22 protein-coding genes and 1 pseudogene are annotated in these 22,927 nt (G+C 71.5%); 6 read left to right on the forward strand and 17 right to left on the reverse strand.

What is annotated here, in order from left to right:
• Positions 1 to 2 precede the first annotated feature (2 nt).
• From ABFJ78_RS46050 to ABFJ78_RS46060, 3 genes are all read right to left on the reverse strand, one after another.
• Positions 3 to 977: a sucrase ferredoxin gene (locus tag ABFJ78_RS46050; protein ID WP_436393775.1), complete on the reverse strand. Its 975-nt coding sequence runs from the start codon at positions 975 to 977 to the stop codon at positions 3 to 5.
• A gap of 111 nt (positions 978 to 1,088) precedes the next feature.
• On the reverse strand, positions 1,089 to 2,276 hold the full coding sequence (locus ABFJ78_RS46055; protein WP_436393776.1) for a cupin domain-containing protein: 1,188 nt from the start codon (positions 2,274 to 2,276) through the stop codon (positions 1,089 to 1,091).
• 388 nt (positions 2,277 to 2,664) lie between these two features.
• Positions 2,665 to 3,618: an aldo/keto reductase gene (locus ABFJ78_RS46060; protein ID WP_436393777.1), complete on the reverse strand. Its 954-nt coding sequence runs from the start codon at positions 3,616 to 3,618 to the stop codon at positions 2,665 to 2,667.
• Positions 3,619 to 3,747: 129 nt separating this feature from the next.
• Here ABFJ78_RS46060 and ABFJ78_RS46065 point away from each other — a divergent pair, with 129 nt between their 5' ends.
• Positions 3,748 to 4,638: a helix-turn-helix transcriptional regulator gene (locus ABFJ78_RS46065; RefSeq protein WP_436393778.1), complete on the forward strand. Its 891-nt coding sequence runs from the start codon at positions 3,748 to 3,750 to the stop codon at positions 4,636 to 4,638.
• Between the two features lie 21 nt (positions 4,639 to 4,659).
• Here the strand turns inward: ABFJ78_RS46065 and ABFJ78_RS46070 are convergent, their stop codons facing one another.
• A complete protein-coding gene (locus tag ABFJ78_RS46070) occupies positions 4,660 to 5,253 on the reverse strand; it encodes a TetR/AcrR family transcriptional regulator (protein WP_436393779.1) in 594 nt (197 codons plus the stop codon).
• 90 nt (positions 5,254 to 5,343) lie between these two features.
• Between ABFJ78_RS46070 and ABFJ78_RS46075 the strand changes: the two genes are divergently transcribed.
• Entirely contained in the window at positions 5,344 to 6,501 is a 1,158-nt protein-coding gene (locus ABFJ78_RS46075; RefSeq protein ID WP_436393780.1) for an epoxide hydrolase family protein, read from the forward strand.
• Between the two features lie 140 nt (positions 6,502 to 6,641).
• On the opposite strand, the gene ABFJ78_RS46080 is transcribed toward ABFJ78_RS46075, so the two are convergent.
• Complete coding sequence (locus tag ABFJ78_RS46080; RefSeq protein ID WP_436393781.1) at positions 6,642 to 6,857, reverse strand: hypothetical protein; 216 nt, start codon at positions 6,855 to 6,857, stop codon at positions 6,642 to 6,644.
• A gap of 156 nt (positions 6,858 to 7,013) precedes the next feature.
• Here ABFJ78_RS46080 and ABFJ78_RS46085 point away from each other — a divergent pair.
• Positions 7,014 to 7,193 (forward strand): annotated as a pseudogene (locus ABFJ78_RS46085) (hypothetical protein); the annotation flags it as partial.
• Here ABFJ78_RS46085 and ABFJ78_RS46090 read toward each other — a convergent pair.
• Positions 7,186 to 7,377, reverse strand: a complete 192-nt coding sequence (locus ABFJ78_RS46090) for a hypothetical protein (RefSeq protein ID WP_436393782.1) — start codon at positions 7,375 to 7,377, stop codon at positions 7,186 to 7,188. The pseudogene ABFJ78_RS46085 and the gene ABFJ78_RS46090 overlap by 8 nt on opposite strands.
• Complete coding sequence (locus tag ABFJ78_RS46095) at positions 7,370 to 8,197, reverse strand: LysR family transcriptional regulator (RefSeq protein ID WP_436393783.1); 828 nt, start codon at positions 8,195 to 8,197, stop codon at positions 7,370 to 7,372. The genes ABFJ78_RS46090 and ABFJ78_RS46095 overlap by 8 nt, the downstream gene beginning before the upstream one ends.
• Positions 8,198 to 8,287: 90 nt before the next feature.
• Here ABFJ78_RS46095 and ABFJ78_RS46100 point away from each other — a divergent pair, with 90 nt between their 5' ends.
• From ABFJ78_RS46100 to ABFJ78_RS46110, 3 genes are all read left to right on the forward strand, one after another.
• A complete protein-coding gene (locus ABFJ78_RS46100; RefSeq protein ID WP_436393784.1) occupies positions 8,288 to 9,145 on the forward strand; it encodes a TIGR03620 family F420-dependent LLM class oxidoreductase in 858 nt (285 codons plus the stop codon).
• A 169-nt stretch (positions 9,146 to 9,314) separates the two neighbouring features.
• Positions 9,315 to 9,647 carry a hypothetical protein gene (locus ABFJ78_RS46105; protein WP_436393785.1) on the forward strand — a complete coding sequence of 111 codons (333 nt, stop codon included), beginning with the start codon at positions 9,315 to 9,317 and terminating at the stop codon, positions 9,645 to 9,647.
• Positions 9,648 to 9,657: 10 nt separating this feature from the next.
• On the forward strand, positions 9,658 to 10,086 hold the full coding sequence (locus tag ABFJ78_RS46110; RefSeq protein ID WP_436393786.1) for a cupin domain-containing protein: 429 nt from the start codon (positions 9,658 to 9,660) through the stop codon (positions 10,084 to 10,086).
• Positions 10,087 to 10,181: 95 nt separating this feature from the next.
• On the opposite strand, the gene ABFJ78_RS46115 is transcribed toward ABFJ78_RS46110, so the two are convergent.
• The 10 genes from ABFJ78_RS46115 to ABFJ78_RS46160 form a co-directional block, all read right to left on the reverse strand.
• Complete coding sequence (locus ABFJ78_RS46115; protein ID WP_436393787.1) at positions 10,182 to 10,754, reverse strand: DM13 domain-containing protein; 573 nt, start codon at positions 10,752 to 10,754, stop codon at positions 10,182 to 10,184.
• A gap of 71 nt (positions 10,755 to 10,825) precedes the next feature.
• Positions 10,826 to 11,428 (reverse strand): hypothetical protein, encoded by a 603-nt coding sequence (locus tag ABFJ78_RS46120; protein WP_436393788.1) that lies wholly within the window; start codon positions 11,426 to 11,428, stop codon positions 10,826 to 10,828.
• 252 nt (positions 11,429 to 11,680) lie between these two features.
• Positions 11,681 to 13,099 (reverse strand): dihydrolipoyl dehydrogenase family protein, encoded by a 1,419-nt coding sequence (locus tag ABFJ78_RS46125; RefSeq protein ID WP_436393789.1) that lies wholly within the window; start codon positions 13,097 to 13,099, stop codon positions 11,681 to 11,683.
• 1 nt (position 13,100) lies between these two features.
• Entirely contained in the window at positions 13,101 to 13,664 is a 564-nt protein-coding gene (locus tag ABFJ78_RS46130) for a hypothetical protein (protein WP_436393790.1), read from the reverse strand.
• Between the two features lie 158 nt (positions 13,665 to 13,822).
• The gene (locus ABFJ78_RS46135; protein WP_436393791.1) at positions 13,823 to 16,246 is read right to left on the reverse strand and encodes a hydantoinase B/oxoprolinase family protein; all 2,424 of its coding nucleotides are present in this window, start codon (positions 16,244 to 16,246) and stop codon (positions 13,823 to 13,825) included.
• Positions 16,247 to 16,253: 7 nt separating this feature from the next.
• Positions 16,254 to 18,356, reverse strand: a complete 2,103-nt coding sequence (locus ABFJ78_RS46140) for a hydantoinase/oxoprolinase family protein (protein ID WP_436393792.1) — start codon at positions 18,354 to 18,356, stop codon at positions 16,254 to 16,256.
• 19 nt (positions 18,357 to 18,375) lie between these two features.
• Positions 18,376 to 19,965 (reverse strand): FAD-dependent monooxygenase, encoded by a 1,590-nt coding sequence (locus ABFJ78_RS46145; protein WP_436393793.1) that lies wholly within the window; start codon positions 19,963 to 19,965, stop codon positions 18,376 to 18,378.
• Complete coding sequence (locus ABFJ78_RS46150; RefSeq protein ID WP_436393794.1) at positions 19,962 to 20,705, reverse strand: alpha/beta fold hydrolase; 744 nt, start codon at positions 20,703 to 20,705, stop codon at positions 19,962 to 19,964. The genes ABFJ78_RS46145 and ABFJ78_RS46150 overlap by 4 nt, the downstream gene beginning before the upstream one ends.
• A gap of 38 nt (positions 20,706 to 20,743) precedes the next feature.
• Positions 20,744 to 21,364 carry a cysteine hydrolase family protein gene (locus tag ABFJ78_RS46155; protein WP_436393795.1) on the reverse strand — a complete coding sequence of 207 codons (621 nt, stop codon included), beginning with the start codon at positions 21,362 to 21,364 and terminating at the stop codon, positions 20,744 to 20,746.
• Positions 21,361 to 22,710: an MFS transporter gene (locus tag ABFJ78_RS46160; protein ID WP_436393796.1), complete on the reverse strand. Its 1,350-nt coding sequence runs from the start codon at positions 22,708 to 22,710 to the stop codon at positions 21,361 to 21,363. Before ABFJ78_RS46160 ends, ABFJ78_RS46155 begins: the two co-directional genes overlap by 4 nt.
• Positions 22,711 to 22,927 lie beyond the last annotated feature (217 nt).

The following is a 22,927-nucleotide window of genomic DNA, read 5'->3' on the forward strand; positions in this document are numbered from 1 at the left end:
TCCTACTCGACGTCGCCGCGGCGGTGCGCACGCCCCAGGTCTCGCACCGACTCCGCCTCGAACCGCGACAGCACCACGCGCTCGGAGCACCGGCTGTGGCCCGACGCGGTCCCCGGCGTCCGCCGCACGACGACCTCGTACCGGCGGCCGCCCGCGTTCACCAGCACCCGCCGGTCGTCGCCGTCGGTCTCCTCCTCGACCGCCAGCACCGCGTCGATCCCGCGCAGGCCGGTGCGGCCGCGGACCTCGATCTCGGCGAACTGCGCCCACGGGCTCGGCGCGGACGTGCGCCCGCGCAGGTGCTCCAGGCGGACGTTGCCGCCGAGCGCCTCCTTCGCCACGAGCTCGGCCTCGGTCACCGCGAGGCTGCCGTGGAGGAAGCCGTCCGGCACCGTCAGGAGGTTGCCCGCCCAGCGGTCGCCGCCGACGTGGCTGACCTCCCACACGTGGCCGGGGTGGTTCTGCGCCAGGCCGCTCACCAGTGGGCGGCCGAAGACCGCGCAGCACATGTCCTTGCTGCCGTGGGTGCAGACGAGGAAGAGCGGGCCGGACACCGGCTCGCCGTGCCCGCGGCGCCCGGCGGCCACGGCTTCGAGGTCCAGCTGGGCGAGTTCGCCGAGGTCGGTGACGTCGAGGCGTTCCAGCCAGCGGTGCCCGGGCCGGCCGCTGGCGACGTAGACCGCGCGCGGGGCGCCCGGGACGCGGGCGTGGCGGCCCGGCTTGCGGATCAGCAGCGGACGCAGGCCGGCGTCCCGCGCGGCGTCCAGCGCCGCCACGGGGAAGGCTTCGGCCATGACGTCCTCGAGGGCGCCGGTCGACCAGGCCCCGGGCTGCTCGACGAGCAGCCACGACGTCATGCGGGCGGCGGTCCCGGCCGGGTCGCCGCCGAGGTCGCGGGTCAGCGCGGCGCAGCCAGGCGCCGCGCCCGGTCCCGAGGAACAGAGGGGCGCCTCAGCCAGAGAGCTCGACTTAGGCATGCCTAAGCGTACCCGAATCTCCGCGCGACAATCCCCCTATGTGACCGGCTCGCCGTGCACCGCCGCCCGATCAGGCGGCACACGGCGACAAACCGGGCATTCCGGGTGGCCTCACGCTCGCGCGACGAGCCCCTGGGTGACCAGCTCGCCCAGCAACGCACGCACCGTCGCCCGATCGACGCCCGGCGCGGCGTCGGCGAGCACCTTGAACGGCTGCGGGAGACCGCCGAGCAGCGCGGCCAGGACCGGCCGCGCGGGCGCCGCGAAGACCAGGCGTTTCCCGGCGGCGACCAGGGCGACCGTGCCGTCCCCGTCGGTCAGCGCGGCCCGCGGGGCGAGCAGCCGGACCTCGAAGTCGTCGTCCGGGGGCAGCAGCGCCGCCGTCGCCGCCCACGGCAGCCCGACGCGGGTCTGCGCGGGCGCCTGGGCGTCGCGGTCGGCGAGGAACCGGTCGACGACGTCCCCGGCGACGAGCTCGGCCAGCCGGTGCCGCAGCGCCTCGGCCCGCGCAGCCCGAGCCGCCGGGCCGGCGAACCGGGGCAGGTCCTCGCGGAACACCTCGTCGGCCCGCACCTGGTCGGCCAGCCACGCGACGAGGTCGACGCCGGTGGCGGCGGTGAACCCGATGGTCAGGTGCAGCGACTCCTCGCCGACGGCGGACACGTCGTGCCAGTGCCCGCGCGGCAGGTAGAGGACGTCGCCGTCCTCGAGCAGGAAGTCCTCGTGCGGATCGCCCTCGGGACGTTCCGGCAGCTCGACGTCCCGCTGCAGCGGCGAGCGCCGGGTGACGCCGTGCAGGCGCCAGCGCTTGCGGCCGGAGAGCTGGATGATGAACGCGTCGTGGTCGTCCCAGTGCACGTCGAAGCCGTGCGTGGTGCCCCAGCCCGCGTACAGGTTGACCTGGATCCGCTCGCGCAGGTCGTGCTCGAGCCGGCCCGCCAGCTCACCGACCCCGTCGACCAGCTCGTTGACCGAGTCGACCACGAGCGTCGCGCCGTCGCGCAAGTGCTCGGCGAAGGGCGCCGGCAGCACGCGCGGCACCAGGCCGTTGCGCCGGGTCGACACCATCTCGGTGTAGGTGTGGGCGGGCACGACGTCGCCGTCGAGCGCCAGCCGCAGCCGGGGGAACTCCAGGCGGTGCTGCCGCAGCACCCGGTCCACCTCCGGCCACGGGAGCAGGCCGGCGAACCGGCCCCGCTCCCCCGGGAAGCGCCGCGGCGCCTTCCCCAGGACGTCGTCGAAGAACTGGCCGACCTCGAGCGGAGCCACGAGGTCGGCCAGTCCGGGGATCTCCGTCACGGCAACGGCTAGTCGTTGCCGTCGTTGTCGGCCACGGCACCGTTGGCCTTGCCCCGGTCCACGGCGGCGGTCAACGGCTCGACACTGAGCAGCAGGCCACTGGCGGTCACTTCGTTGTCGGTTGTCTGTCCCTGACCCATCCGGAACCTCGCAAACGTCGACGACTGGGCTTCCCACGCTACGTGAGAGCGCGGGGCCGGGCATCGGTCATTTGAGTTGTTCTTGGTCGGCCCGGCGCCGGTCCGGAGATCGCGGCGCGGGTCCGGTGGCGTTATCGCCGCCGGCGAAATCGTCGCCGGCTTCAGCACCTCGGCCCCATGCACTTCGATCAGGTCATGCCCCCCGGAGTGGCCATGGAGGTCTCCGGATTTCCTTGGTCGTCAAGGTGCTACATGTCGGGTTCCCACCAGCCGCGCGTGTCGACGTCCGCGGCGTCCGCCAGTGCCTCCAGCTCCGCGATCTCCTCGGCGGCGAGCTCGATTCCGCGAGCCCGGACCAACCCGTCGAGGTACCCGGCCTTCGTGACCCCGATGATCGGGGTGGTCCCCTTGGCGATGGCCCACGCGGTGGCGACGTCGGCGGCGGACGCGCCCCGGTCCGCGCCGATCGCTCCCATCCGGTCCGTCAGCGCCCGCAGCCGGGGCAGGATGCCGTTGTACGCCGCCGCGCGGTCGCTGCCCTCCGGCATCGGGTGGGCCGGGCCGTACCTGCCGGACAACGCCCCCTGCTCGAGGACCATGTAGGAGAAGAACCGCACGTCGTGCTCGCGGCAGTGGTCGAGAATGCCCGCGCGCTCGGAGCTGCGGTGCAGGAGGCTGTAGTGGTTCTGGACCGCCTCCACCCGGAAGCCGGCCTCGCCGAGGATCCGGTCGGCGAACGCGATCTGCGTCAGGGTGTGGTTCGACACGCCGACCTGCTTGATCGTGCCGCTCCGCAGCAGCGGGATCAGCATGGGCGTCCACCGGGCCACGTCGGCCGGGTTGTGGATCCAGTACAGATCCACGTAGTCCGTGTCCAGTCGGTCGAGGCTCCGCTCCAGCATGTCCGCGACCGGGTTGTCGCCGTCGCCCGCGGCTTGCGGGGTGAACTTCGTCGACAGCTGGTATTCGTCGCGGTCGTAGCCCTTGAGCGCCTGAGCGAGGACCGTTTCCGAGCGGCCCATGCCGTACACCACGGCGGTGTCCCACAGGGTGAACCCGTTCGAGTGCGCCTTCTCGACGACCTCTCGCAGGCCGGACTCGGTCAGCCGGCTGCCGAAATGGCCGTCGCCCGCCTCGCCGCTGTCTCCCCACGCCCACGTGCCCAGCGCCACCGGCGACGCGGTCAGCGTCTTGCTCGTCATGTCTCGTACCTCCATACGGAACGGTCGATCCCCAGGAGACCGCGATCGCCGCCACCGGAGAAGGTCGCGGTTATCGGGGGTACAAGCTCCACCCCCCTCGCGCCCTGACCGGCGGTTACCGTCAAGGGCATGGACCAGCAGCACGGGAACCGCGGCGAAATCCGGGACTTCCTCGCCAGCCGACGCGCCCGGATCACCCCGGCGCAGGCCGGGCTGCCGACCAGTGCTCGGCGCCGGGTCGCCGGGCTGCGGCGCGAGGAGGTCGCCGTCCTCGCCGGCGTGAGCACGGAGTGGTACACGCGGCTGGAGAAGGGGCACGTCGGCGGCGTGTCCGAGGACGTCCTCGACGCGGTCGCTCGCGCCCTGCGGCTGGACGACGACGAACGCACCTACCTGTTCGACGTGGCCCGGTCGTCGCGGCCGGGGAACCGCACGCCGTCTCGCCGCCGGGACGTCGAGGTCCCGCCGCGGGTTCAGTGGCTGCTCGACTCCATGACGCTGTCCTCGGCGTTCGTCCGCAACGGCCGGACGGACGTCGTCGCGAGCAATCCCCTGGCCCGAGCCGTGTACGCGCCGATGTTCGGCAGCGCCACCGTCGACCGGCGCGGCCGCCCCAACATCGCCCGCTACATCTTCCTCGACCCCGGCGCACCCGGCTTCTTCGTCGGCTGGGACGCCGCATGCAGTGCCACCGCGGCGCTGCTTCGCGCCGAGGCCGGGCGCGAGCCCCACGACCGGGCACTGCGCGAGCTCATCGGCGAGCTGTCCACCCTCAGCCCCGAGTTCCGCCGCCGGTGGGCCGCGCACGACGTCCTGATCCACCACGACGGCAGCAAACGACTCCGGCATCCCGACGTCGGCGACCTGGACCTGACCTTCCAGTCCCTCGACCTGCCCCTGTCCGGCCGCGCCGTGCACAACCTGATCAGCTACACCGCCGAACCCGGCACCGCGTCCGAAGACCGGCTCAAGGTCCTCGCCAGCTGGGCGGCGACGCGATCCCGGGCGGAGTCTCCCTGAGTCCGTGCCCCGGGCACGGACTCAGGGCTGGTCGCCCACGAGAGCGATCGCGCGCGCCTCGGGAACTCCCAGCAGCAGCAGGCTCGTGATCGTCGCCGCCCGGGCGCCGAGGGGCCCGTTCGACAGGTCGTGGTCCGCGACCGCGAACACGACGCCGTAGGCGAGCTGGCTCAGCATGCCGGCCGGCAGGTGCCGTGCGAACACATCGCTGTCCTGGCCCCGTTCCACGAGGTCGGCGAGAAGCTCGTCAACCGGCCCGAGCAGGCCGTGGATCGCCTCGCCGTACTCGCCACGGCGCAGCGCCAGCAGCACTCGGTACCGGTGCGCCACCGGCCAGACGCGGGCGACGAATTCGCTCCACGCCGCGTCCGCGTCGGCGGCGTCGGCTCCGGTGAGCACGGCCGTCATCTCGGTGACGGCCCGTTCCGTGAGCGTCCGGACCAGGTCGAGGCGCGAGGGGAAATGGCCGTAGACCGTGCGGCGGACGACGCCGGCCGCGGCGGCGATGTCGCCCATCCCGGCGTCGGGGTCGTCGCCCAGCAAGTCGAGGGCGACGTCGAGGATGCGATCGCGCGTCTCCTTCGTCGAGCGCGCACGGGAGGACTCGGCGGACACGGCAGCATTGTTGCACACCGGTGTGCAATGACGTAGATTGCACACCAGTGTGCAACGAAGAGTTGTGCGTCGAAGCTCAGGAGCAAGGCCATGACCTCGACCCTCGTCCGCCCGTTCACCGTCTCGATCCCGGATTCGGAGATCGACGACGTCCAGCAGCGGCTGGCCAGAACCCGATGGCCGGATCCGGAAACGGTGGACGACTGGTCGCAAGGGGTTCGCGTGGCGAACGCCCGGTCTCTGGTCGACCACTGGCAGCACCGCTACGACTGGCGGCGCTTCGAGTCCGAACTCAACCGCTTCCCCCAGTTCCTGACCGAGATCGACGGGCTGGACATCCACTTCATCCACGTCCGGTCCGGGAATCCCCACGCGATGCCGCTGCTCCTCACGCACGGATGGCCGGGCTCGATCGTCGAATTCCTCAAGCTGATCGGCCCGCTGACCGATCCGGTTTCGTTCGGCGGGGACGCCGCCGATTCCTTCGACGTCGTCATCCCGTCGCTCCCCGGGTTCGGGTTCTCCCGGAAGCCCACGGAAACCGGGTGGACCGTGTCGCGCATCGCCGGCGCGTGGGTGGAACTGATGAAGCGTCTCGGCTACACCAGCTGGGCCGCGCAAGGCGGCGACTGGGGCGCCGTCGTCACCACCGCACTCGGAGCCATGCGACCCGAGGGGCTGCTCGGAATCCACCTGAACACCCAGTACGCCTTTCCCGCCCGGATACCCGACACCTTGTCACCTGAAGAGCGCTACGCGGTGGAGACCCTCGCCCGCTACACCGGCGAGCTCGGTGGGTCGAACCACCTCCAGGGCACGAAGCCGGAGACCGTCGGATTCGCCCTGGCGGACTCTCCCGCCGGTCAGGCAGCCTGGATCTACGAGAAGTTCCAGTCCAAGACCGACAACCACGGGCTCGCCGAGGACACCCTGAGCATCGACGCCATGCTCGATGCGATATCCCTCTACTGGTTCACCAACAGCGCAGCGTCGTCCGGCCGCATCTACTGGGAGAACAAAGGGCTCACTTTCGCCGGCCCGAAACTGACGCTTCCGGTCGCGGTCACCGTCTTCCCGAGGGACATCCCACGCCTGCCACGAAGCTGGATCGAAGACACCTACAGCAATTTGATCCACTACGGCGAGGCCGACAAGGGCGGGCACTTCGCGGCCTTGGAACAGCCCGAAATCCTGGTCGGCGAAATCCGCACCGGCCTGCGCACCCTTCGTTCCGGTACGCCGACATGAACCTCTGCATCCGGTAAGCACCACGACAGTGACGGCACCGCAGGGGAGCTACCCGTCCAGTGCTGCCCTGCGGGCCAGGCCCGGTCGACCAGCTCGCCCGCCCCCGCGATCCGAAACCGACAACGCGTGATGCGACAGGATCAGTTGCGAGCATCCGGGTCGATGGCGTCCCCGACCGCGCCGGTCGCGTCGAGGACGTCCGCCCCCTGCCCGCTCACCGCGTCGACGACGCCCTGCCCCGACTCGGCCACCCCGGCCACGGACTGCTCGACCTGACCGGTGGCCTCCGCGAGCTTGTCGCTCGCCCCGCCGAGCAGCTCGGAAGCCTTGTCCTTGATCATGTCGAACAGGCTCATCAGGTGCCTCTCTTCGATCGACTGGAATGCCACCCGGCGCGCTCATCCAGCGCTCGAGGTGCGGCCGGCTTTCACCATACCGGACAAATCAGGCATCTTGTCGTGCTGATGCGGAACGGCTTTCGCCGGTGACGACCGCGAAGCGACGGCAACGACCGGACCGTGGACGTGCGGAAGCTGCGGGCCAAACTCGAGCCGCACGTCGATCCGATCACCACCGTCCGCGGAGTCGGCTACCGCTGTGGTCTGAGCGATGTCGGCTCACCGAAGCTCCGCCGCGGGGTTCGATCGTTTTCGCCGAGGCGGTTTGCCTGCCTCGCAGACAGCGTCACGTGATCGATTCCGAGGCTATGGGCTTCGGCGAGCAGTTGCCCCAGCGCCCACCCGGCCAGACCGCGGCCGCGCGCCGAGGCCCGAAACCGTCCTCGTGCGGGCCCGGCCCCCACTCCGCGTGCGCGGCGAGCCGGGCGTCGCGCAGCCGCGCGGTGGGAAGGACCAGCAACGGTCCGGCGTCAGTCACCGAACGCCGCCCGGGTGGCCGACGCGCAAGTGTGCGGGAGGGCGTCCGGGACCACGACGCTACCCGTGATCGTCGTCCGCGGTGCGAGCGGGATCGCCCGTACCCGCGTCGATCTGATCTCCGCCACCTGATCGGCCGGCAGTACCGTCCAGGCCCGCGGATCCGAGCCGATCTCGACGATCGTGTCCTGGACCGTGCCGGGTGGGCGTCGCGGTGGCTCGCGCACGCCGGCTTCGCGCAGCACTGCGGAGTCGTGGACCCGCACTTCACCGTCGGCCAGCTCGGCGACGCCCACAACTTCGCGACCGGCGGCCGGGTGCCGCGCGGACACGACCGCGAACAGCGCTTCCGTCCACGCCGGCAGCACCCGCACTCCTGGCGACGCAGCCACGCCTCGGACCAGCGCCAAATCGATCTCGCCCTGCCGCAACGCGGTGAGGCGATCGGCCGGCGGCAGGTCGACGAGCACGACCTCGAACGCCGGGGACTGCGCACGCAGCGCGTCGATCCCCCGTTCCAGCCGCGCGGCGACCCCGGCGGCCGTGCCGATGCGCATGGCCCCGGCGGGACCGGCCGCGGCGCCGCGAACCCGGTCGGCGGCCGCGAGCGCGTCCCGGGCCGCCGCGAGCACCCGGTGCCCGGCCGCGGTCAGCCGGACCCGCCGCGGCGAGCGGTCGAACAGCCGCTCCCCCAGCTCGCGCTCCAGCCGGGCGACCTGCCTGCTGACCGCCGGCTGGGCGATGTGCAGCCGCTCTGCCGCCCGCCCGAAGTGCAGCTCGTCCGCGACCGTGACGAAGTACCGCAACGCCCGTAGTTCCACCTGTCCTCCCCTGCGACGATGCCGTCAGGTTATCGCTGCGCGTCCGCACTGGCCCTGGTTCGCGGCGTCCCGCGGTGCTGGAGTCGGAGCATGAACCTCGATCCCGGTCTGCTCGGCGCCCACCTGCGCGAGCACGAAGTGACCCCGGAAAGCGCCGCGGAAGTCGAGCGCGCCGGCTACGGAACGCTTTGGCTGGACGCCTCACCTCCCGCCGACCTCGCCTTCGCCGAGAGGCTGCTCGACGCGACCACGCGGCTGCTCGTCGGCACGAGCGTGGTGAACGTGTGGACCGCGGACGCGGAGACCGTCGCCGCGTCCTACCACCGGATCGAGGGCAGACATCCCGGCCGTTTTCTCCTCGGCGTCGGAATCGGACACCGCGAGGTCCATACCGAATACGCCTCGCCGCACGAAAAGCTGGCGTCCTATTTGGACCGTCTCACCGCCGCCGGTGTGCCGGCCGGCCGGGTCGTGGTCGCCGCGCTCGGACCGAGGATGCTGCGCCTGGCTCGCGACCGCGCCGCCGGAACCGTCCCGTGCCTGGTCACCCCGGAGCACACCCGCCGGGCAAGGACGGTCCTCGGCGCGGGCAAACTGGTCCTGCCGGGCCACTTCGCCCTGGTCGAACCCGATCCGGAACGGGCTCGCGCGATCGCCCGATCGGCGCCGCCGGGAACCGCGCTGGGCGTGACCAACTACGCCGCCAACCTCCGGCGGCTCGGCTTCACCGACGACGACCTGTCCGGCACGGGCAGCGACCGCCTCCTCGACGCGCTCGTCGCCCACGGCGACCCGGCCACCGTCGCGACGCGGCTGCTGGCGCACCGCACCGCGGGCGCGGACCAGGTCGGCGTCTACCCCCTCGGCGACGACCCGATCGCCACGCTCCGCGCCGTCGCCCATGCAGTGGGACGGGTCGAACCTCACACTGGCGTGAGGGTGCGGTGATCGGTCCATGACATTCCAGCTGGGACCGGCCCTGGACGGCGTCGGGAGCGCCTGGGGCCGGGCCGGGCCGCCGTACCGGACGTGCCCGTCCTGGTCCTGCACGGCGAGACCGACCGAGTGGCCCCGCCCGAGACCGCAGCGTCGCCGCCGAGATCGTCCAGTTCCCGGAATGGCTGTGCGCCGCGAAGCGCGCGCCGGCGCTGGTCCGGGGATGATGGCGGGCATGCGCATCTCGGCCAGGGCGGACTACGCGATCAGGGTGTTGCTCGCGCTCGCCGCGGACACCACGTGGCCGATCACGTGCGAAGCCGTCGCGTCCACCCAGGACATCCCCGCCCCGTTCATCAAGGCGGTCAGCCGCGCCCTGCGCCCGGCCGGCGAGGTCACAGTGCGCAACGCCGTGGTGGCGGTCGACGGCGAGTTCCTCGCTGTCCGCGGCGAGCCCCGGCCCGCCCTGAGCTACCACGGCACCGGCGCGGCCCCGGCCCGCGTCGCCACCTGAAGGGACATCCATGAGCGACCTCTGGCACCAGCCGCTGCGCCACATCCGCGGCGCGGACCTGACCGGCGACACCAACCAGACCACCGGGATGACCCGGCTGGAGGCCATCTCCGGCAAGACGGTCGGATCGTCGAAGGTGTGGATGGGCGAGACCCACGTCGCACCGGTCACCAACTCCGGTGACCACCACCACGGCGAAGCCGAGACGGCCATCTACGTGAAATCCGGCCACCCGGTGTTCGTCTTCGCCGACGGCGACGAGGAAATCCGCATCGAAACCGGGCCCGGCGACTACATCTTCGTGCCGCCGTACGTGCCGCACCGCGAGGAGAACCCGACCGACGAAGAAGCCGTCGTGATCATCGCCCGCAGCAGCCAGGAGGGCATCGTGGTCAACCTGCCCAGCCTGTGGTCCCCGGTCGACGTGCCCGAGGACTGACCCGTGGCGCTCGACGTCGTCGAATACACCGATCCCGCCTGCTGAGCGAGTACATCGACTCCGGACTCGATCCGCGATGACCCGCGCCGTCGGCGTCAAGCAGGCCGGCCGGTCAGTTCCGCGGCACCGAAGGAGACGTCGAAGCGGTCGCACCAGATGCTGACGCTGGTGTAGCCGGCCAGGTCGGTGCCCGTCGGCAGTGGGTAGTTCTGGTTCCCCTTGTTGCCCTTGAGTTCGCCCGCGTCGAGGTACTTGCCGTCGTCGAAGACGTCCCAGCCGTCCTTGCCCGGCTTCACCGGCGCGTCGGTGAGCCAGACGTGCACGTCCGGGCCGCTGCTGGTGGCGAGGTCTTCCAGGCGTAGCACGAGTGAGCCGTCGGCGGCGCGCAGGACCCGGACAGTGCCGCTGGTCTGGTGCTCGTGGCTGATCAGCGTGCCGGTCGCGAGCACCACCGGCACGGACGGCGGTACGGCCGGCGCCGAAGATTTCGACACCGGCACCGGAGGCCGGGACACCGGCTCGGCGGAAGGGAGGGATTCCTGCACCGTCTCATCCACCCACAGCTGCCACGGCTGGAACCAGTACAAACCCGCGGTGACCGCGACCAGGCCTGTTACCAGTACGCCGATCAGCCAGGGCCGGGTGAGCAGGCGCCTCGTGCGGGTCATCTCGGTCTCCTCCATCGTCCGCCGATGCCTCATTAAACGGGACGAATCGCCCAGCCGAGCCCCGTCGCGGGTTACCGATCTCTTACGGGCGACTCGAGCACGCCGAGGCCGCGCTCGCCGGCCAGAGACAACAAGGACATCCCGACGGCAACGCCGATCATCGTGAACACGCCACGCGGCCAGAAGATGTGACTGTCCAGAAACGACACGCTCGCGAGCAGGAGAACCACGGCACCCGGAGCCGCCCGCCACCTCGCCCGCAGGGCGGCCGCGACGACGATCGAGATGGTGGCGGCGAGGAAGCAGGCCGCGCCGATGGACCCGAGCAGGTCCCCGATTTCGAAGACGGCACCGACCACCGGGGTAGCGCCGTGCTGGGCGTGCACCACCGTGCCCGCGGCGATCCCCGCGACGGCGTCGAGACCGCCGTAGAACGCCGCGAAGGCGAACGCGGCCAGCCGCCCAGGCCACCGAAGCCAGGGTGGCGCCGAAGTGAGCAGGAGCCACTGCGCCACGGCAAGCAGGGGGAAGACCGGGAGCAGGACGACGTGCAGCGACGCCCACCGGGAGGCGGTGGCCGTATCGAGGTGCGCGGGATGCGCCGCACCGAAGCCCGCGAGCAGGAGTCCCGGCACGGCGAAGAAGACACCGCGCCGCCATCGTGACCCGATCACCGGGCGACCATAGCCCGGCCCGCGGGTGATCGAGCGGGCAACGAGATTAGAGAACCCTTACGGCCACGACCATGCGCGGGTCGCCCGGCGCGTGGTCTCCGCGTACCGGGCGGGCTTGGAGAACCCGCGATCGAGCAGTGCTGCGCTCCGTCCACTTCGAGCACGGTGCGCCTGTGCTGTTCAAGCAGGAGAAGGAAGGCGTGCCGGCGCCCCGCCCCGCCGGATCGCGGCGGGGCCGGGGCACCGGGTGGGTCAGCGGCCGTAGGCTTCGAGCAGCCGCAGCCACACCTCGCTGACCGTGGGGAAGGCCGGGACCGCGTGCCAGAGCCGGTCGATCGGCACCTCGCCGGCCACCGCGATCGTCGCCGCGTGGAGCATCTCCGCGACGTCCGGGCCGACGAGGGTGAAGCCGACGATCACCTTGCGGTCCTCGTCGACGACCATCCGGGCGTGGCCGCGGTAGCCCTCGGCGTGCACGGCGGAGCCGGCGGTCGCGGCCAGGTCGTAGTCGACGACCCGGATCCGCAGCCCGGCGGCCTCGGCGTTGGCCGCGGTGAGGCCCACCGACGCGATCTCCGGTTCGGTGAAGACGACCTGCGGGACCGCGCGCTCGTCGGCGGTCGCCGCGTGGCGGCCCCAAGGAGCGTCGTCGACGGGCTCCTCCTTCACGCGAGCCACGATGACGTCGCCGACCACCCGGGCCTGGTACTTGCCTTGGTGCGTCAGCAGAACGCGCCGGTTCACGTCCCCTGCGGCGTAGAGCCAGCCGCCCTCGACGCCATCCACGCGCATGGTGCCGTCGACCGCGAGCCAGGCACCCGGCTTCAGGCCGACGTTGTCGAGGCCGATGTCCTGGGTGTTCGGCGTGCGGCCGATCGCGACGAGCAGTTCGTCGGCTTCGACCTGCTCGCCGTCGGTGAGCGTGATCGACACCGTGCCGTCGTCGTTGCGCTTGACGGAGCCTGCCTCGGCGCCGATGCGGACCGAAACACCCTTGTCCTGCAAGGAAGCAGCCACCTGCTCGCCGACGAACGGCTCGTTGAGGTGCAGCACGCCGTCGCGGGCCAGCATCGTCACCGACGAGCCCAGCTCGGAGAACGCGGTCGCCATCTCCGAGGCGACCACCCCGCCGCCGATGACGGCGAGCCGGGCCGGAACTTCTTTGGCCGCCACTGTTTCCCGGCTGGTCCACGGTTTCGCGTCGCGGAGGCCCTCGATGTCCGGGACCAGCGCGCCGCTGCCGGTGGCGATCACGACCGCGTGCCGCGCCGTCAGCGTCGTGGTGGTGCCGTCGGCGGCGGTCACCTCGACGACCCGGTCGCCGGCGATCCGGCCGTGTCCGCGGTGCAGCGGGATCCCGGCCGAGTCGAGCCAGGACACCTGGCCTTCGTCGTTCCAGTTCGAGGCGAACGAGTCGCGCCGGCGGAGCACGGCGGCCACGTCGAGCTCGCCCGTCACCGCCTCCCGCGCGCCGGGCACCTGCCGGGCGGCCCGGAGTGCCGCACCGCTGCGCAGCAACGCCTTGGTGGGCATGCAGGCCCAGTAGGAGCACTCGCCCCCGACCAGTTCCCGCTCCACGATCGCGGCGGTCAGCCCGCCCTGCACGACGCGGTCGGCCACGTTCTCCCCGACCGGGCCCGCGCCGATGACGACGACGTCGTAGGTGGTCACGTCAGTTCCCCTTCGCGGCGCGGCCGAGGCGGATCGCCGAGACGAGGAAGAAGATGCCGCCAAGCACGGCGTAACCGGCCACATTGGACAGCGACGGGTTCGCCCCGGAGGCACCGATGATGAAGTTGGCGCCGGCCAGCACGGAGATGCCGCCACTGAGGATCATCGGCCACTGGCCACCCATCTTGCGGCGGCTGATGGCGACGATCAGCTGGACCAGCCCGGCGACGATCGCCCAGGCGCCCCATACCCGCAGCACCGCCGGGACGCCGGAAGCGGCGGCGACGCCGATGCCGATGGTGGCCAGCAGGCTGATCGCCATGTTCACGTACAGGCCGGTGACCGACCCGCCGCTCTTGGCCGAGCGGGCGTCCACAATGGCCGCGCCCACGTCGAACAGCGGGTACACGACGACCAGGACGACGCCGGCCGCCCCCAGGCCGGACTTGGTCGTCAGGAACACCAGGACCGCCCACACGATGGCGAACGCGAACCGCACGAAGTACAACCGGCGCAGAGCCGGTGCGAACCCACCTACGGCGGGCGAGTCGACAGTAGTCACCATGATCCCTTCAAGGCTGTGGGGAATCTCCCCGACAAGACCGAACGTTCTATCTCATCTCAGCATGGCGGCCTCGTCACCTGAAGTCAAGACAGATCGTTCTATCCAATTCCTTACGTGCCGGAAGACCCAGCGGATCCGCGGGGATCCGCTGGGTCGGCTCAGGCCCAGCCGCGGTACTCGTCGACCGGAAGAGGGTGGTCGACGGGGACGACGCGGGAGTTGACCGCGGTGAAGCAGCCGGGACAGCACAACTGGCGGAACACGACTTCCGCGTCGACGTACTCCAGCGGGTCGTGCCAGATGTGCGGACCCNGAAGAGGGTGGTCGACGGGGACGACGCGGGAGTTGACCGCGGTGAAGCAGCCGGGACAGCACAACTGGCGGAACACGACTTCCGCGTCGACGTACTCCAGCGGGTCGTGCCAGATGTGCGGACCCGCTTCGGTCGGCGCCGCGTCCCGGCGGGCCAGCGAAGCGACGAACGCACTCCCTTCCAGGGGCCCGATCTCCGTTCCACAGTGGACGCACGCGACCGTCCCGCTGTCGAGGACGGCGAGGTTGTCGTCGAGCCGGCGCACCTCGCCCAGGTCCGGTGTGCCGATGGGCGTGAGCCCGGTCAGTCCGGTGCCGGAAGCCCGGCGACGCCGCAGTTTCGCCCGTCGCTCTTCGGTCGCGGCCACGTCCACTTCGCCGCCGCGGAGCACCACGCCGTAGACGTCCTCGGCCGCGTCCGCCGTCACCCGGACCTGCTGCACGTCCTCACGCACGCTCTCGGGCGCGCGGAGCAGCGGGTCGCCGTATCCGCCACCGGCCTGCCAGTGCAGGTAGAGCGCATCGCCGGGGCCCAGGTTCGACTCGCCTTCACACGGCAGCACCTCGATCTCCCCGCCCAGCTCGCCCAGGTGGCCGGGGATGGTGACCGCCTGGGCGAGCTGGGGTTCGTTCACTCCCCGCACGACCAGGTCGAGCTGGGAGTTGCCGGGGTAACCGCCGGCGAGGCCGACGTTCTGGTTCGCCACCTTGCCGGTGCCGGACACGACCAGGGACAGGGTTCCGTTCTGGTCCGGGTGCTGGACGTAGCAGACCGAGCCGCTCATCCCGCCCCGCTGCCGGCCCGGGCCGCCGGAGTCGGTCTGCTCCCGGCGCCACAGGGCGACGAGGGGATAGAGGTACTCGGTCATCTCGACGTCCGGCGCCCGCGCCGAGGGGATGATCAACCGGCCGCCGGTGTCGACACCGTCGTGGTAAACCTGCGCGCCGTAGCCGCCCGCCATCACGTCGAACACCGGCGACACGAAGCCCTTGCTGCCGCCGCCGCGAGTGTCCACACCGGACACCACGCAGAGGTCCGTGGTGCCGTTGCAGATGGACTGCACGTCGCTGCGGTGGTCCGGTTCGGCGTCCAGCATCTTGGCCAGCACCTCGGCGACCAGGTTGCCCGAGCCCCAGGCCGGGCCGAACGGGCCTTTGCCCACCGCCGCCGGGAAGGACGCGTTGGTGATGGTGTCCTCGTCGGTGATGATCTCGAAGCAGCGCATCAACCCGCCCGCCGCCCACGGGATGTCTCCCGCCAGCAACGGAAGCATCGTGAAGACGATGCCGGCCCGCAGTCCCGGGTAGGGGCAGTTGATGATGCCGGTCTGCTCCGCCGTGCCGCGGAAGTCGAAGACGAGCTTGTCGGCTTCCTTGGTCATCGCGACCTTGATCGCGTGCAGGCCGCGGTCGCCGGTCTGCGACTGTTCCTGGTAGCCGACCGCGCTCCACGTCCCGTCGGGCAGCGTCTTGAGCTTCGCGCGTAGCCGGCGTTCGGCGTCGTCCATCATCCGGCGCATCACGGACTTGACCGTGTCGGCGCCGTACTTGGTGATGAGCCGCAGGATCTGCTCGGCCGCGTTCTTGTTGGCGGCGATCTTCGCGCGCAGGTCGAGGCCCACCAGGTGCGGGAGCCGTGAGCGGCGGACCCACGCGTCGGCGACGTCGCGCTGCAGCACGCCGGAGCGCACGACCTTCATCGGCGGCGTCGGGACGGCCTCGCCGAAGACGTCCTGCGCGGACGGGCTGAAGGACCCCGGCCGCGGACCGCCCAGGTCGACCTGGTGGGCGATGGCCGTCGTCCAGCCGAACAGCTTGCCGTCGTGGAAGATCGGCGCGAGGACCGCGGCGTCGTTCTGGTGCAGGCCGCCGCCGATCCACGGGTCGTTGCACAGGAACATGTCGCCCTCGGCGATGCCCGGGTTGTCGCCGCGGTTGCGCAACGTCCAGGTGATGGCCAGGTCCATCGACCCGATCAGGCCGATGTTGTAGGTGCCGACCTGCACCTGCTCGCCGAGCTCGTCGCAGATGGAGAAGTTGAAGTCGTTGGATTCGGTGACGACGTGCGAGCCCGACATGCGCCGCAGCGTCTCCCCCATCTCCTGGGTGATCGCCCACAGCCGGTGCCGGACGACCTCGTAGGTCAGGGCGTCGACGTCGGCGTCGTCGATCTGGTGCAGCGGCAAGGAAGACGAGATCTGCCGCAGCAGTTCCTCGCGGGGCATGGGGCGGCTGGTGAACTCGTCCGCTCCGGGAATCCTGGAAGTCATGGTGTCCTCACTGATAGCGCAGCACGAGGTTGCCGAGGTGGTCGACGCGGCCGGTGACCCCGGCCGGGACCACGACCACGGTGGTCGGGACGTCGACGATCGCCGGTCCGGCGAGTTCGTGGCCCGCGCGCAGCCGTGCGTAGTCGTAGACGGGCGTCATCACGTAGCCGAGTTGCGAGTCGAGACAAACGGAGCGCTCTTCGAGCAGCGCCTCTCGCGGGTCGGGCCCGTCGGCCTCGGGGACGGCCGGCAGCCCGATCGGGAACCCGAGGCCGGCCTTGGCCTGCACGCGGTAGGTGATCGCCTGGACGCCGGCCTCGCGGTACCCGGCGCCGCTGCCGTTGATGCGCTCGTACTGTTCTTCGAAGCGCTCGAGGATTTCGTCGCCGGTGCGCTCGGTGAACTCCGCGTCGGGGACGGTGGTCGCGAGCTCGGTGACCTGCATCGAATACCGCAGGTCGATCTCCCGGTGCAGCGAGACGTCGTGGAACTTCACCTTCTGCCGCTCGAGAGCGCGCTGCAGGTCGGCCTCCAACCGCGCGAAGTGGGACTCGAGCACGGTGTGGTCGACCGGGAAGGACGACGGATCGGACAGCTCGGCGCTCAACGAGACATCCGAGGCCGCGAGACCGTACGCCGAGAAAGCGGACGCGACCGGCCCGAGCGGAACGACGACCTCGCGCACGCCCAGGTCCTGGCAGTACCCGGCGCAGTGCGCGGGTCCCGCTCCTCCGAAGGCGTAGGCGACGAAGTCGCGCGGGTCGTAGCCGGCCTGCACGACGGCCCGGCGCAGCAGGTCGCCCGCCTGCGCGTTCTGCACCTCGTGGATGGCGATCGCCGCTTCCTCCACGGTGAGGCCGAGCGGCTCGGCGACGTGCTCGCGGATCGCCTCGCGCGCCAAGTCCATGCGCAGCGGCTTGCGGCCGCCGAGCAGACCCCGCTCGCCGAGGATGCCGAGCACCAGGTTCGCGTCGGTGTTCGTCGGCCGCGTGCCGCCGTTCCCGTAGCACGCCGGACCGGGGACGGCTTCGGCGCTCTGCGGGCCGAGCCGCAGGTTGCCGCCCTCGTCCACGGACGCGAGCGCGCCGCCACCGGACCCGATGGTGTGCACGCGGATCGTCGCCGCGTTGATCGGGAACTGGTTGACGATGGAGCCGGGCGCCATCACCGGCTCGCCGTCGACGATCAGGCCCGCGAGGAACGTCGTGCCGCCGACGTCGGTGGTGATGACGTTGCGGTGGCCCAGCTGTTCGGCCAGGCGCATCCCGCCGACGACCCCGCCCGACAGCACGGACCCCACGGTGGTGATGGCGTGCTCCGGGGCCCGTTCGGCGGTGATGGTGCCGCCTTCGCTCTGCATGACCAGCAGCGGTCCCCTGAGCCCGCCCTCCTCCAGCTGCTTCTGCAGCGGCAGCAGGTAGGTGCGCAGCCGCGGGCCGACCTGGGCGTTCATGATCGTCGTCGAGGTCCGCGCGAACTCGCGGATGCGGGGACTGACCTCCGAGGACAGCGTGACGTACATGTCCGGCGCGATCTCGTGGATCAGCGCGCGGACGCGCTGCTCGTGCACGCCGTTCTTGAACGACCACAACAGGCACACCGCGATCGCCTCGACACCCTGGTCCACAAGGGACTGTGCGACCCGGCGCACCTCGTCCTCGTCCAGCGGAACCAAAATCTTCCCGGCGTGGTCGATCCGCTCGGTCACTTCGAGGGCCCGGTACTTCGGGATCAGCGGCGCGGGTTTGCGCTGCCGGAGCGTGTCCTGGATTTCGTGGGCCGAGCGGCCGAGGGTGCGGCCTTCGGCGTTCATGATGTAGATCGCGTCCCGGTGCCCCTTGGTGGCGATCAGCCCCACGTCGGCGACCTGCCCCTGGACCAGGGCGTTGATCGACGCGGTCGTGCCGTGGGCGATGTAGTCGGTCTGCGAAAGCAGCTCGCCGACACCGATGCCCAGCTCCCCGGCGAGGTCCTCGATCGCGCGCATGACCCCGACCTCGCGGTTAGGCGGCGTCGTCGGCGTCTTGGCGGACACGATCCGCCCGGCGCCGTCGGAGGCGACCGCGTCGGTGAACGTGCCGCCGACGTCGATGCCCAGTGCGTATGGCATTGCGGTTCTCCTGGTGTTCTCAGGCCTGGTGGGCCGGGACGCGGCCGGTGACGGTGTGGAGGAGCTCGTCCGGACGAGCGTCCACGCCACCCATCCAGGCGATGTGCTGGTCCGGGCGCACCAGCAGCAGCGCGGCGGGGTAGCGGCCGGGCAGGTCGACGACGGCCAGCGGAACGCCGAGTTCACGCGCCGCCAGGGTCCAGGACGTCGTCCCGGCCCTCGGATCGGTTCGCAGCAGGGTGAAGCCGGAGCCGAGCACGTCGAACACCGACCGGCCGTCGTCGAGCCAGGCGTGCGGCAGCCGGAACCCGGGCCGCGGCCGCTGCTGGTAGTCCCCCATGGTGATCTCGGCCTGGTCTTCGCCGCCGACGATCAGCGGCGAGGCCGCGTAGTGGTAGCCGAAGCTGAAGCCGTCGGGGGAATACCGCCGCGGCTCGGTGACGGCCAGCCGCGCGGCGAACTCCGCGCGGGCCCGCTCGCCCTCGGGGCCGGTCAGGTGGATGTCCGGGGAGACGTCCGCGAACGACGTGCGGGCCTGGGCGCCCACCGCGGTGGCGAACTGCTCACCGACCGGCTTGCGCTCGAGTTCGTAGGCGTCCAGCAGTTCGGGCGGGGCCCAGCCGTGGTGGACGGCGGCCAGCATCCACGCGAGCGTCGCCGCGTCCTGGATGCCGGCGTTCATGCCGAACCCGCCGACGGGGATCCAGATGTGGGCGGCGTCGCCGGCCAGGAACACCCGGCCGGCGCGGTACCGCCGGGCGACCAGGCGGCGGCCGGTCCAGCGCACCACGCCGAGCACCTCGTGCTCGACGGGCTTGCCCACGGACTCCCGCAGCAGTTGTTCCGGGTCCTCGCCCTCGGTCTCGTGGTCCGGGGCGAAGGCGACGTGGTTGAGCCACAACGAATCGCCGTCGATGGCGATGAGCGACGCGATCCGGCGGCCGTAGGTCCAGTACGTCCACGCCCGGTCTTTCGCGGCCAGCCGGCCCAGCTCGGGCGAGCGGACGAACGTCGACACGAACCGTTGGATCGCGTCGACGCCAACGTAGCGGATGCCCAGCTGCCGGCGGACGGTGCTGTGGGCGCCGTCGCAGCCGACCACATACGCGGGGCGCAGGGTGCGCCTCTCCCCCGCGGTCTCCACGACGGCCTCGACGTGGTCGTCGTGCTGCCGGAGTTCGATCAGCCGGGTGCCGCGCTCGAGGGTCAGCCCGGGCAGCTTGCGCGCGTGCTTCTCCAGGATGGGCTCGAGGTAGAGCTGCGAGATCCGGTGCTGCGGTTCCGGGGTGGGCCAGTCGTCCTTGCCTTTGCCCGCCAGGACGTCGTGCGCGGACGGCAGGTCGATCCGGAAGATCTCCTCGCCGTCCAACGTCGTCCGGTACCGGACCGACGTCGGGTAGTCCCCGGGCAGCCCGGCGCGGCGGATCTCGTCGGCCAGCCCGAGCCGCCGGAAGATCTCCATCGACCGCGCGGACGTCGTGTTGCACCGGGGATTGCCGGGCCGCTCCTCGGTCGCCTCGATCACGCGGCAGGCGACGCCTCGCTGCGCGAGGTCGATGGCGAGGGTCAGACCGGCGGGACCGGCGCCGACGATCAGAATTTCGGTCATGCGCTCAGGAACTCCCCTACCAGCTTGGTGAACTCGTCCGGCCGGTCGACGTGGATCCAGTGCCCGGCCCCGGCCACGACGTGCAAGTGCCCGTGCGGCAACGCGCCGGCCAGGCGCTCGGAGACTTCGACCGGCTGCACCCGGTCGAGCTCGCCGTGCATTGCGAGGACCGGGGTGGTGATCTTCGTGAGATCGACCGGCGGCGGCCCGCCGGCGGCATCGGCGAACATCGCGCGGAACGCTCCCTCCGCGGCGGGGCGAAGCGCTTGCCGCAGCCGAAGATCGGTGAGCCGGTCCAGGAGTTCTTCGTGGACACTCTCGTCCGCGACCAGCCGGCCGAGCGTGGTCCGCATGGACTCCTTCGTCGGGTTGTCGTAGAAGGGAACCGACGGCGGCAGCGGCCCGGTCCCGGCGCCACCCATGACCACCGCGCGCCCGACGCGGTGCGGCGCCATGGACAGGAGCGCTAGCGCCGCGGCACCGCCCGCGGCCGAGTTGCCGACCAGGTGCACGCGGTCGAGGCCGTGGTGGTCGAGCAGGTCCAGCACCTGCCGGGCCCGGGCGATCGCCCAGGCGTGCGGCCCCCGGAGCCCGGCCGTGCCGGCGATCTGCGAGCCGAACCCGAGCAGATCCGGGGCGAGGCAGTGGAACTCGCCGTCGAACCCGGCCCGCACGCTCGCCCAGTTGCTCGCGGCGTCCACTCCGGGCCCGCCGCCGTGGAGCAACACCAGGGTCGGCACGTCCGTCCTCCTTTGTGGATCGTACGTCGGTCCGCGGCTCACGGCAGCCGCGCCAGGAACTCGCCGGTGCCGAGCAGCCGCGACGACGTCAGGGACATCACCCGCAACGCGGCGAGGTGCATCTCCGCCGCGGGCATCGCGCCGGCCCCGAGATCGGGGTAGTCGCACGACGCGCACGCGTCGGAGAGCACCACCGACCGGAACCCGCGTTCCAAAGCGCCGCGGGCCGTACCGAGCACGCAGCACTCGGTCGTCATCCCGGTGAGGACCACGGTTTCCACGCCGAGCCCGCGCAGGATGATCTCCAGGTCCGTGGCGTAGAAGGCGTTGTACCGGTGCTTCTTGACCACCGGCTCGCCCGGCAGTGGCGCCAGCTCGGGATGGATCCCGGCCCCGCGCGCGCCGTCCACGAGGGCTTCTCCCGCGGCCACCGGCGGGTACAGCTCGCGGTGGATTCCCAGGTCGGCGCCGCCGGGGCGGTGGACGTGCGCGGCGTAGACGACCGGCATGCCCCGCCCGCGGGCGGCGGCCAGGACCTGCTGGATCGCCGGGATGACCCGCCGCCCTTCGGGGAACTCCAGCGGCGCATCTTCCTCGACGAAGTCGTTCTGCATGTCGATGACCAGCACGGCGGTGCGGTCCGGGTCGAACTCGGTCATGCGTCCGCCACCGCGCTTTCGACCGGCCGGTCCGTGGCGGTTCGGGCGGCCCGCCCGAACCGGGCGAGCAGGAGCGTCGCGACGGCGCCGATGACGCCGGGGATCGCGAAGAAGCGGAACATCGAGGCCGGAGCCCAGCCCGCCTGCAGCAGGAATCCGGCGAGCAGGGGCGCCAGGACCGCACCGAGCCTGCTCACGGCGACCGCCATGCCGAGGGCGGTCGCGCGGGCTTCGGCCGGGTACAGACCCGGCACGATGACGTTGATCCCGGTGACCGTCCCGTTGAGGAACAACCCGACGAGCACGGCCACGACCAGGGCGATCGCCAGCGTGCCGAGCGAGAAGGAGAACAGGATGAGCGCGAGGGCGCCGATGCCGAAGTAGGCCGCGGTCAGCCGCCGCGGGCCGGCCCGGGACACCAGCAGTCCCAGCAGGACCGCGCCCGTCACACCACCGAGGCTGAGGAGGACGCCGCCGCTGATGCCCTGCCGGCTGGACATCCCCGCCTTCAGCAGCAGGCTGGGGGTCCACGAGCTGGCGAAGTAGAACATCAGCTGCGCCGAGACGAACGCCAGCCAGACCAGCACGGTCCGCACCGCGTTGCTCCCGCGGAACAGCGAGTCGAGAACCACCTTGCGCGACGCCGCCGCCGAGGGCGCCGCCGGCAGGTCTTCGACCGGGGTGCGGCCCATCGAGACGAGGATCCGGTTGAGCTTGTCCAGCGCCTGCCGGGGACGGCGGGCGACCAGGAAGTCCATCGACTCCGGCAGGAACCGCAGCGCCACCGCGAACAGGAGCGCCGTGCCGAGGGCGCCGAACACGAAGACCGAGCGCCAGCCGAACGAGCCCAGCAGCAAGCTGGACGCGATTCCGGCGATCACGGAACCCAGGCCGTAGCCGGTGGTGATCAGCGCGACCACCAGCCCCCGGCGCCGGTGGTTCGCGTACTCGGAGGTGAGCACCGGGAGGCTGGCCGCCATCGCGCCCACGGCCGCCCCCGTCACCACCCGGCAGGCGAGCAGCTGGCCGAAGTCCTGCGCGGCGGCGGCGGCGAGCATGCCCAGCGACGCCAGGGCGAGACAGCCGAGGGTGAGCCGGCGGCGTCCGACGCGGTCGGCCAGCGGGGCGAGGAAGAGCCCGCCGATGGCCATGCCGGCCAGCCCGCCGCTGAGCAGCACACCCACCGACGAGGGCGACAGGCCCCACTGCCTGGTGATCGCCGGGCCGACGAACGACGTGACCAGCAGGTCGAACCCGTCGATCAGGTTGATCACGAGGCAGAGCGCGACCGCTCTCACCTGGGCCCGGCTCATCGGTGAGTTCTTCACCTGTTCAAGGGCGTTCATGGGAAACCTCGCTTCGTTGCGGCGGCCGGACACGTCCCCCCGGGGAAGCTCTGTATGTAGCGCTCACTCTACAACTTCGGAGACGAGTTGACCAGCGCTCGAACGGAGGACGATCCACAGTGGCCGGTGCGGTACTTCAGTCGGGGTTGATCCACGACACCTGGATCAGCTGTTTGCCCGCCTTGCGGGTCAGCAGGTTGCCCCGCCCCGGTGGCAT

Origin of the sequence: Amycolatopsis sp. MEPSY49, from assembly GCF_051337345.1 — a bacterium.
Classification (GTDB): domain Bacteria; phylum Actinomycetota; class Actinomycetes; order Mycobacteriales; family Pseudonocardiaceae; genus Amycolatopsis.

Excerpts from the sequence above, each read along its gene's own strand:
- ABFJ78_RS46050 (WP_436393775.1), bottom strand. The coding sequence starts at position 977 with ATGCCTAAGTCGAGCTCTCTGGCTGAGGCGCCCCTCTGTTCCTCGGGA.
- ABFJ78_RS46060 (WP_436393777.1), bottom strand. The coding sequence starts at position 3,618 with ATGACGAGCAAGACGCTGACCGCGTCGCCGGTGGCGCTGGGCACGTGG.
- ABFJ78_RS46065 (WP_436393778.1), top strand. The coding sequence starts at position 3,748 with ATGGACCAGCAGCACGGGAACCGCGGCGAAATCCGGGACTTCCTCGCC.
- ABFJ78_RS46075 (WP_436393780.1), top strand. The coding sequence starts at position 5,344 with ATGACCTCGACCCTCGTCCGCCCGTTCACCGTCTCGATCCCGGATTCG.
- ABFJ78_RS46080 (WP_436393781.1), bottom strand. The coding sequence starts at position 6,857 with ATGAGCCTGTTCGACATGATCAAGGACAAGGCTTCCGAGCTGCTCGGC.
- ABFJ78_RS46100 (WP_436393784.1), top strand. The coding sequence starts at position 8,288 with ATGAACCTCGATCCCGGTCTGCTCGGCGCCCACCTGCGCGAGCACGAA.
- ABFJ78_RS46105 (WP_436393785.1), top strand. The coding sequence starts at position 9,315 with ATGGCTGTGCGCCGCGAAGCGCGCGCCGGCGCTGGTCCGGGGATGATG.
- ABFJ78_RS46110 (WP_436393786.1), top strand. The coding sequence starts at position 9,658 with ATGAGCGACCTCTGGCACCAGCCGCTGCGCCACATCCGCGGCGCGGAC.
- ABFJ78_RS46115 (WP_436393787.1), bottom strand. The coding sequence starts at position 10,754 with ATGACCCGCACGAGGCGCCTGCTCACCCGGCCCTGGCTGATCGGCGTA.
- ABFJ78_RS46130 (WP_436393790.1), bottom strand. The coding sequence starts at position 13,664 with ATGGTGACTACTGTCGACTCGCCCGCCGTAGGTGGGTTCGCACCGGCT.
- ABFJ78_RS46140 (WP_436393792.1), bottom strand. The coding sequence starts at position 18,356 with ATGCCATACGCACTGGGCATCGACGTCGGCGGCACGTTCACCGACGCG.
- ABFJ78_RS46145 (WP_436393793.1), bottom strand. The coding sequence starts at position 19,965 with ATGACCGAAATTCTGATCGTCGGCGCCGGTCCCGCCGGTCTGACCCTC.
- ABFJ78_RS46155 (WP_436393795.1), bottom strand. The coding sequence starts at position 21,364 with ATGACCGAGTTCGACCCGGACCGCACCGCCGTGCTGGTCATCGACATG.
- ABFJ78_RS46160 (WP_436393796.1), bottom strand. The coding sequence starts at position 22,710 with ATGAACGCCCTTGAACAGGTGAAGAACTCACCGATGAGCCGGGCCCAG.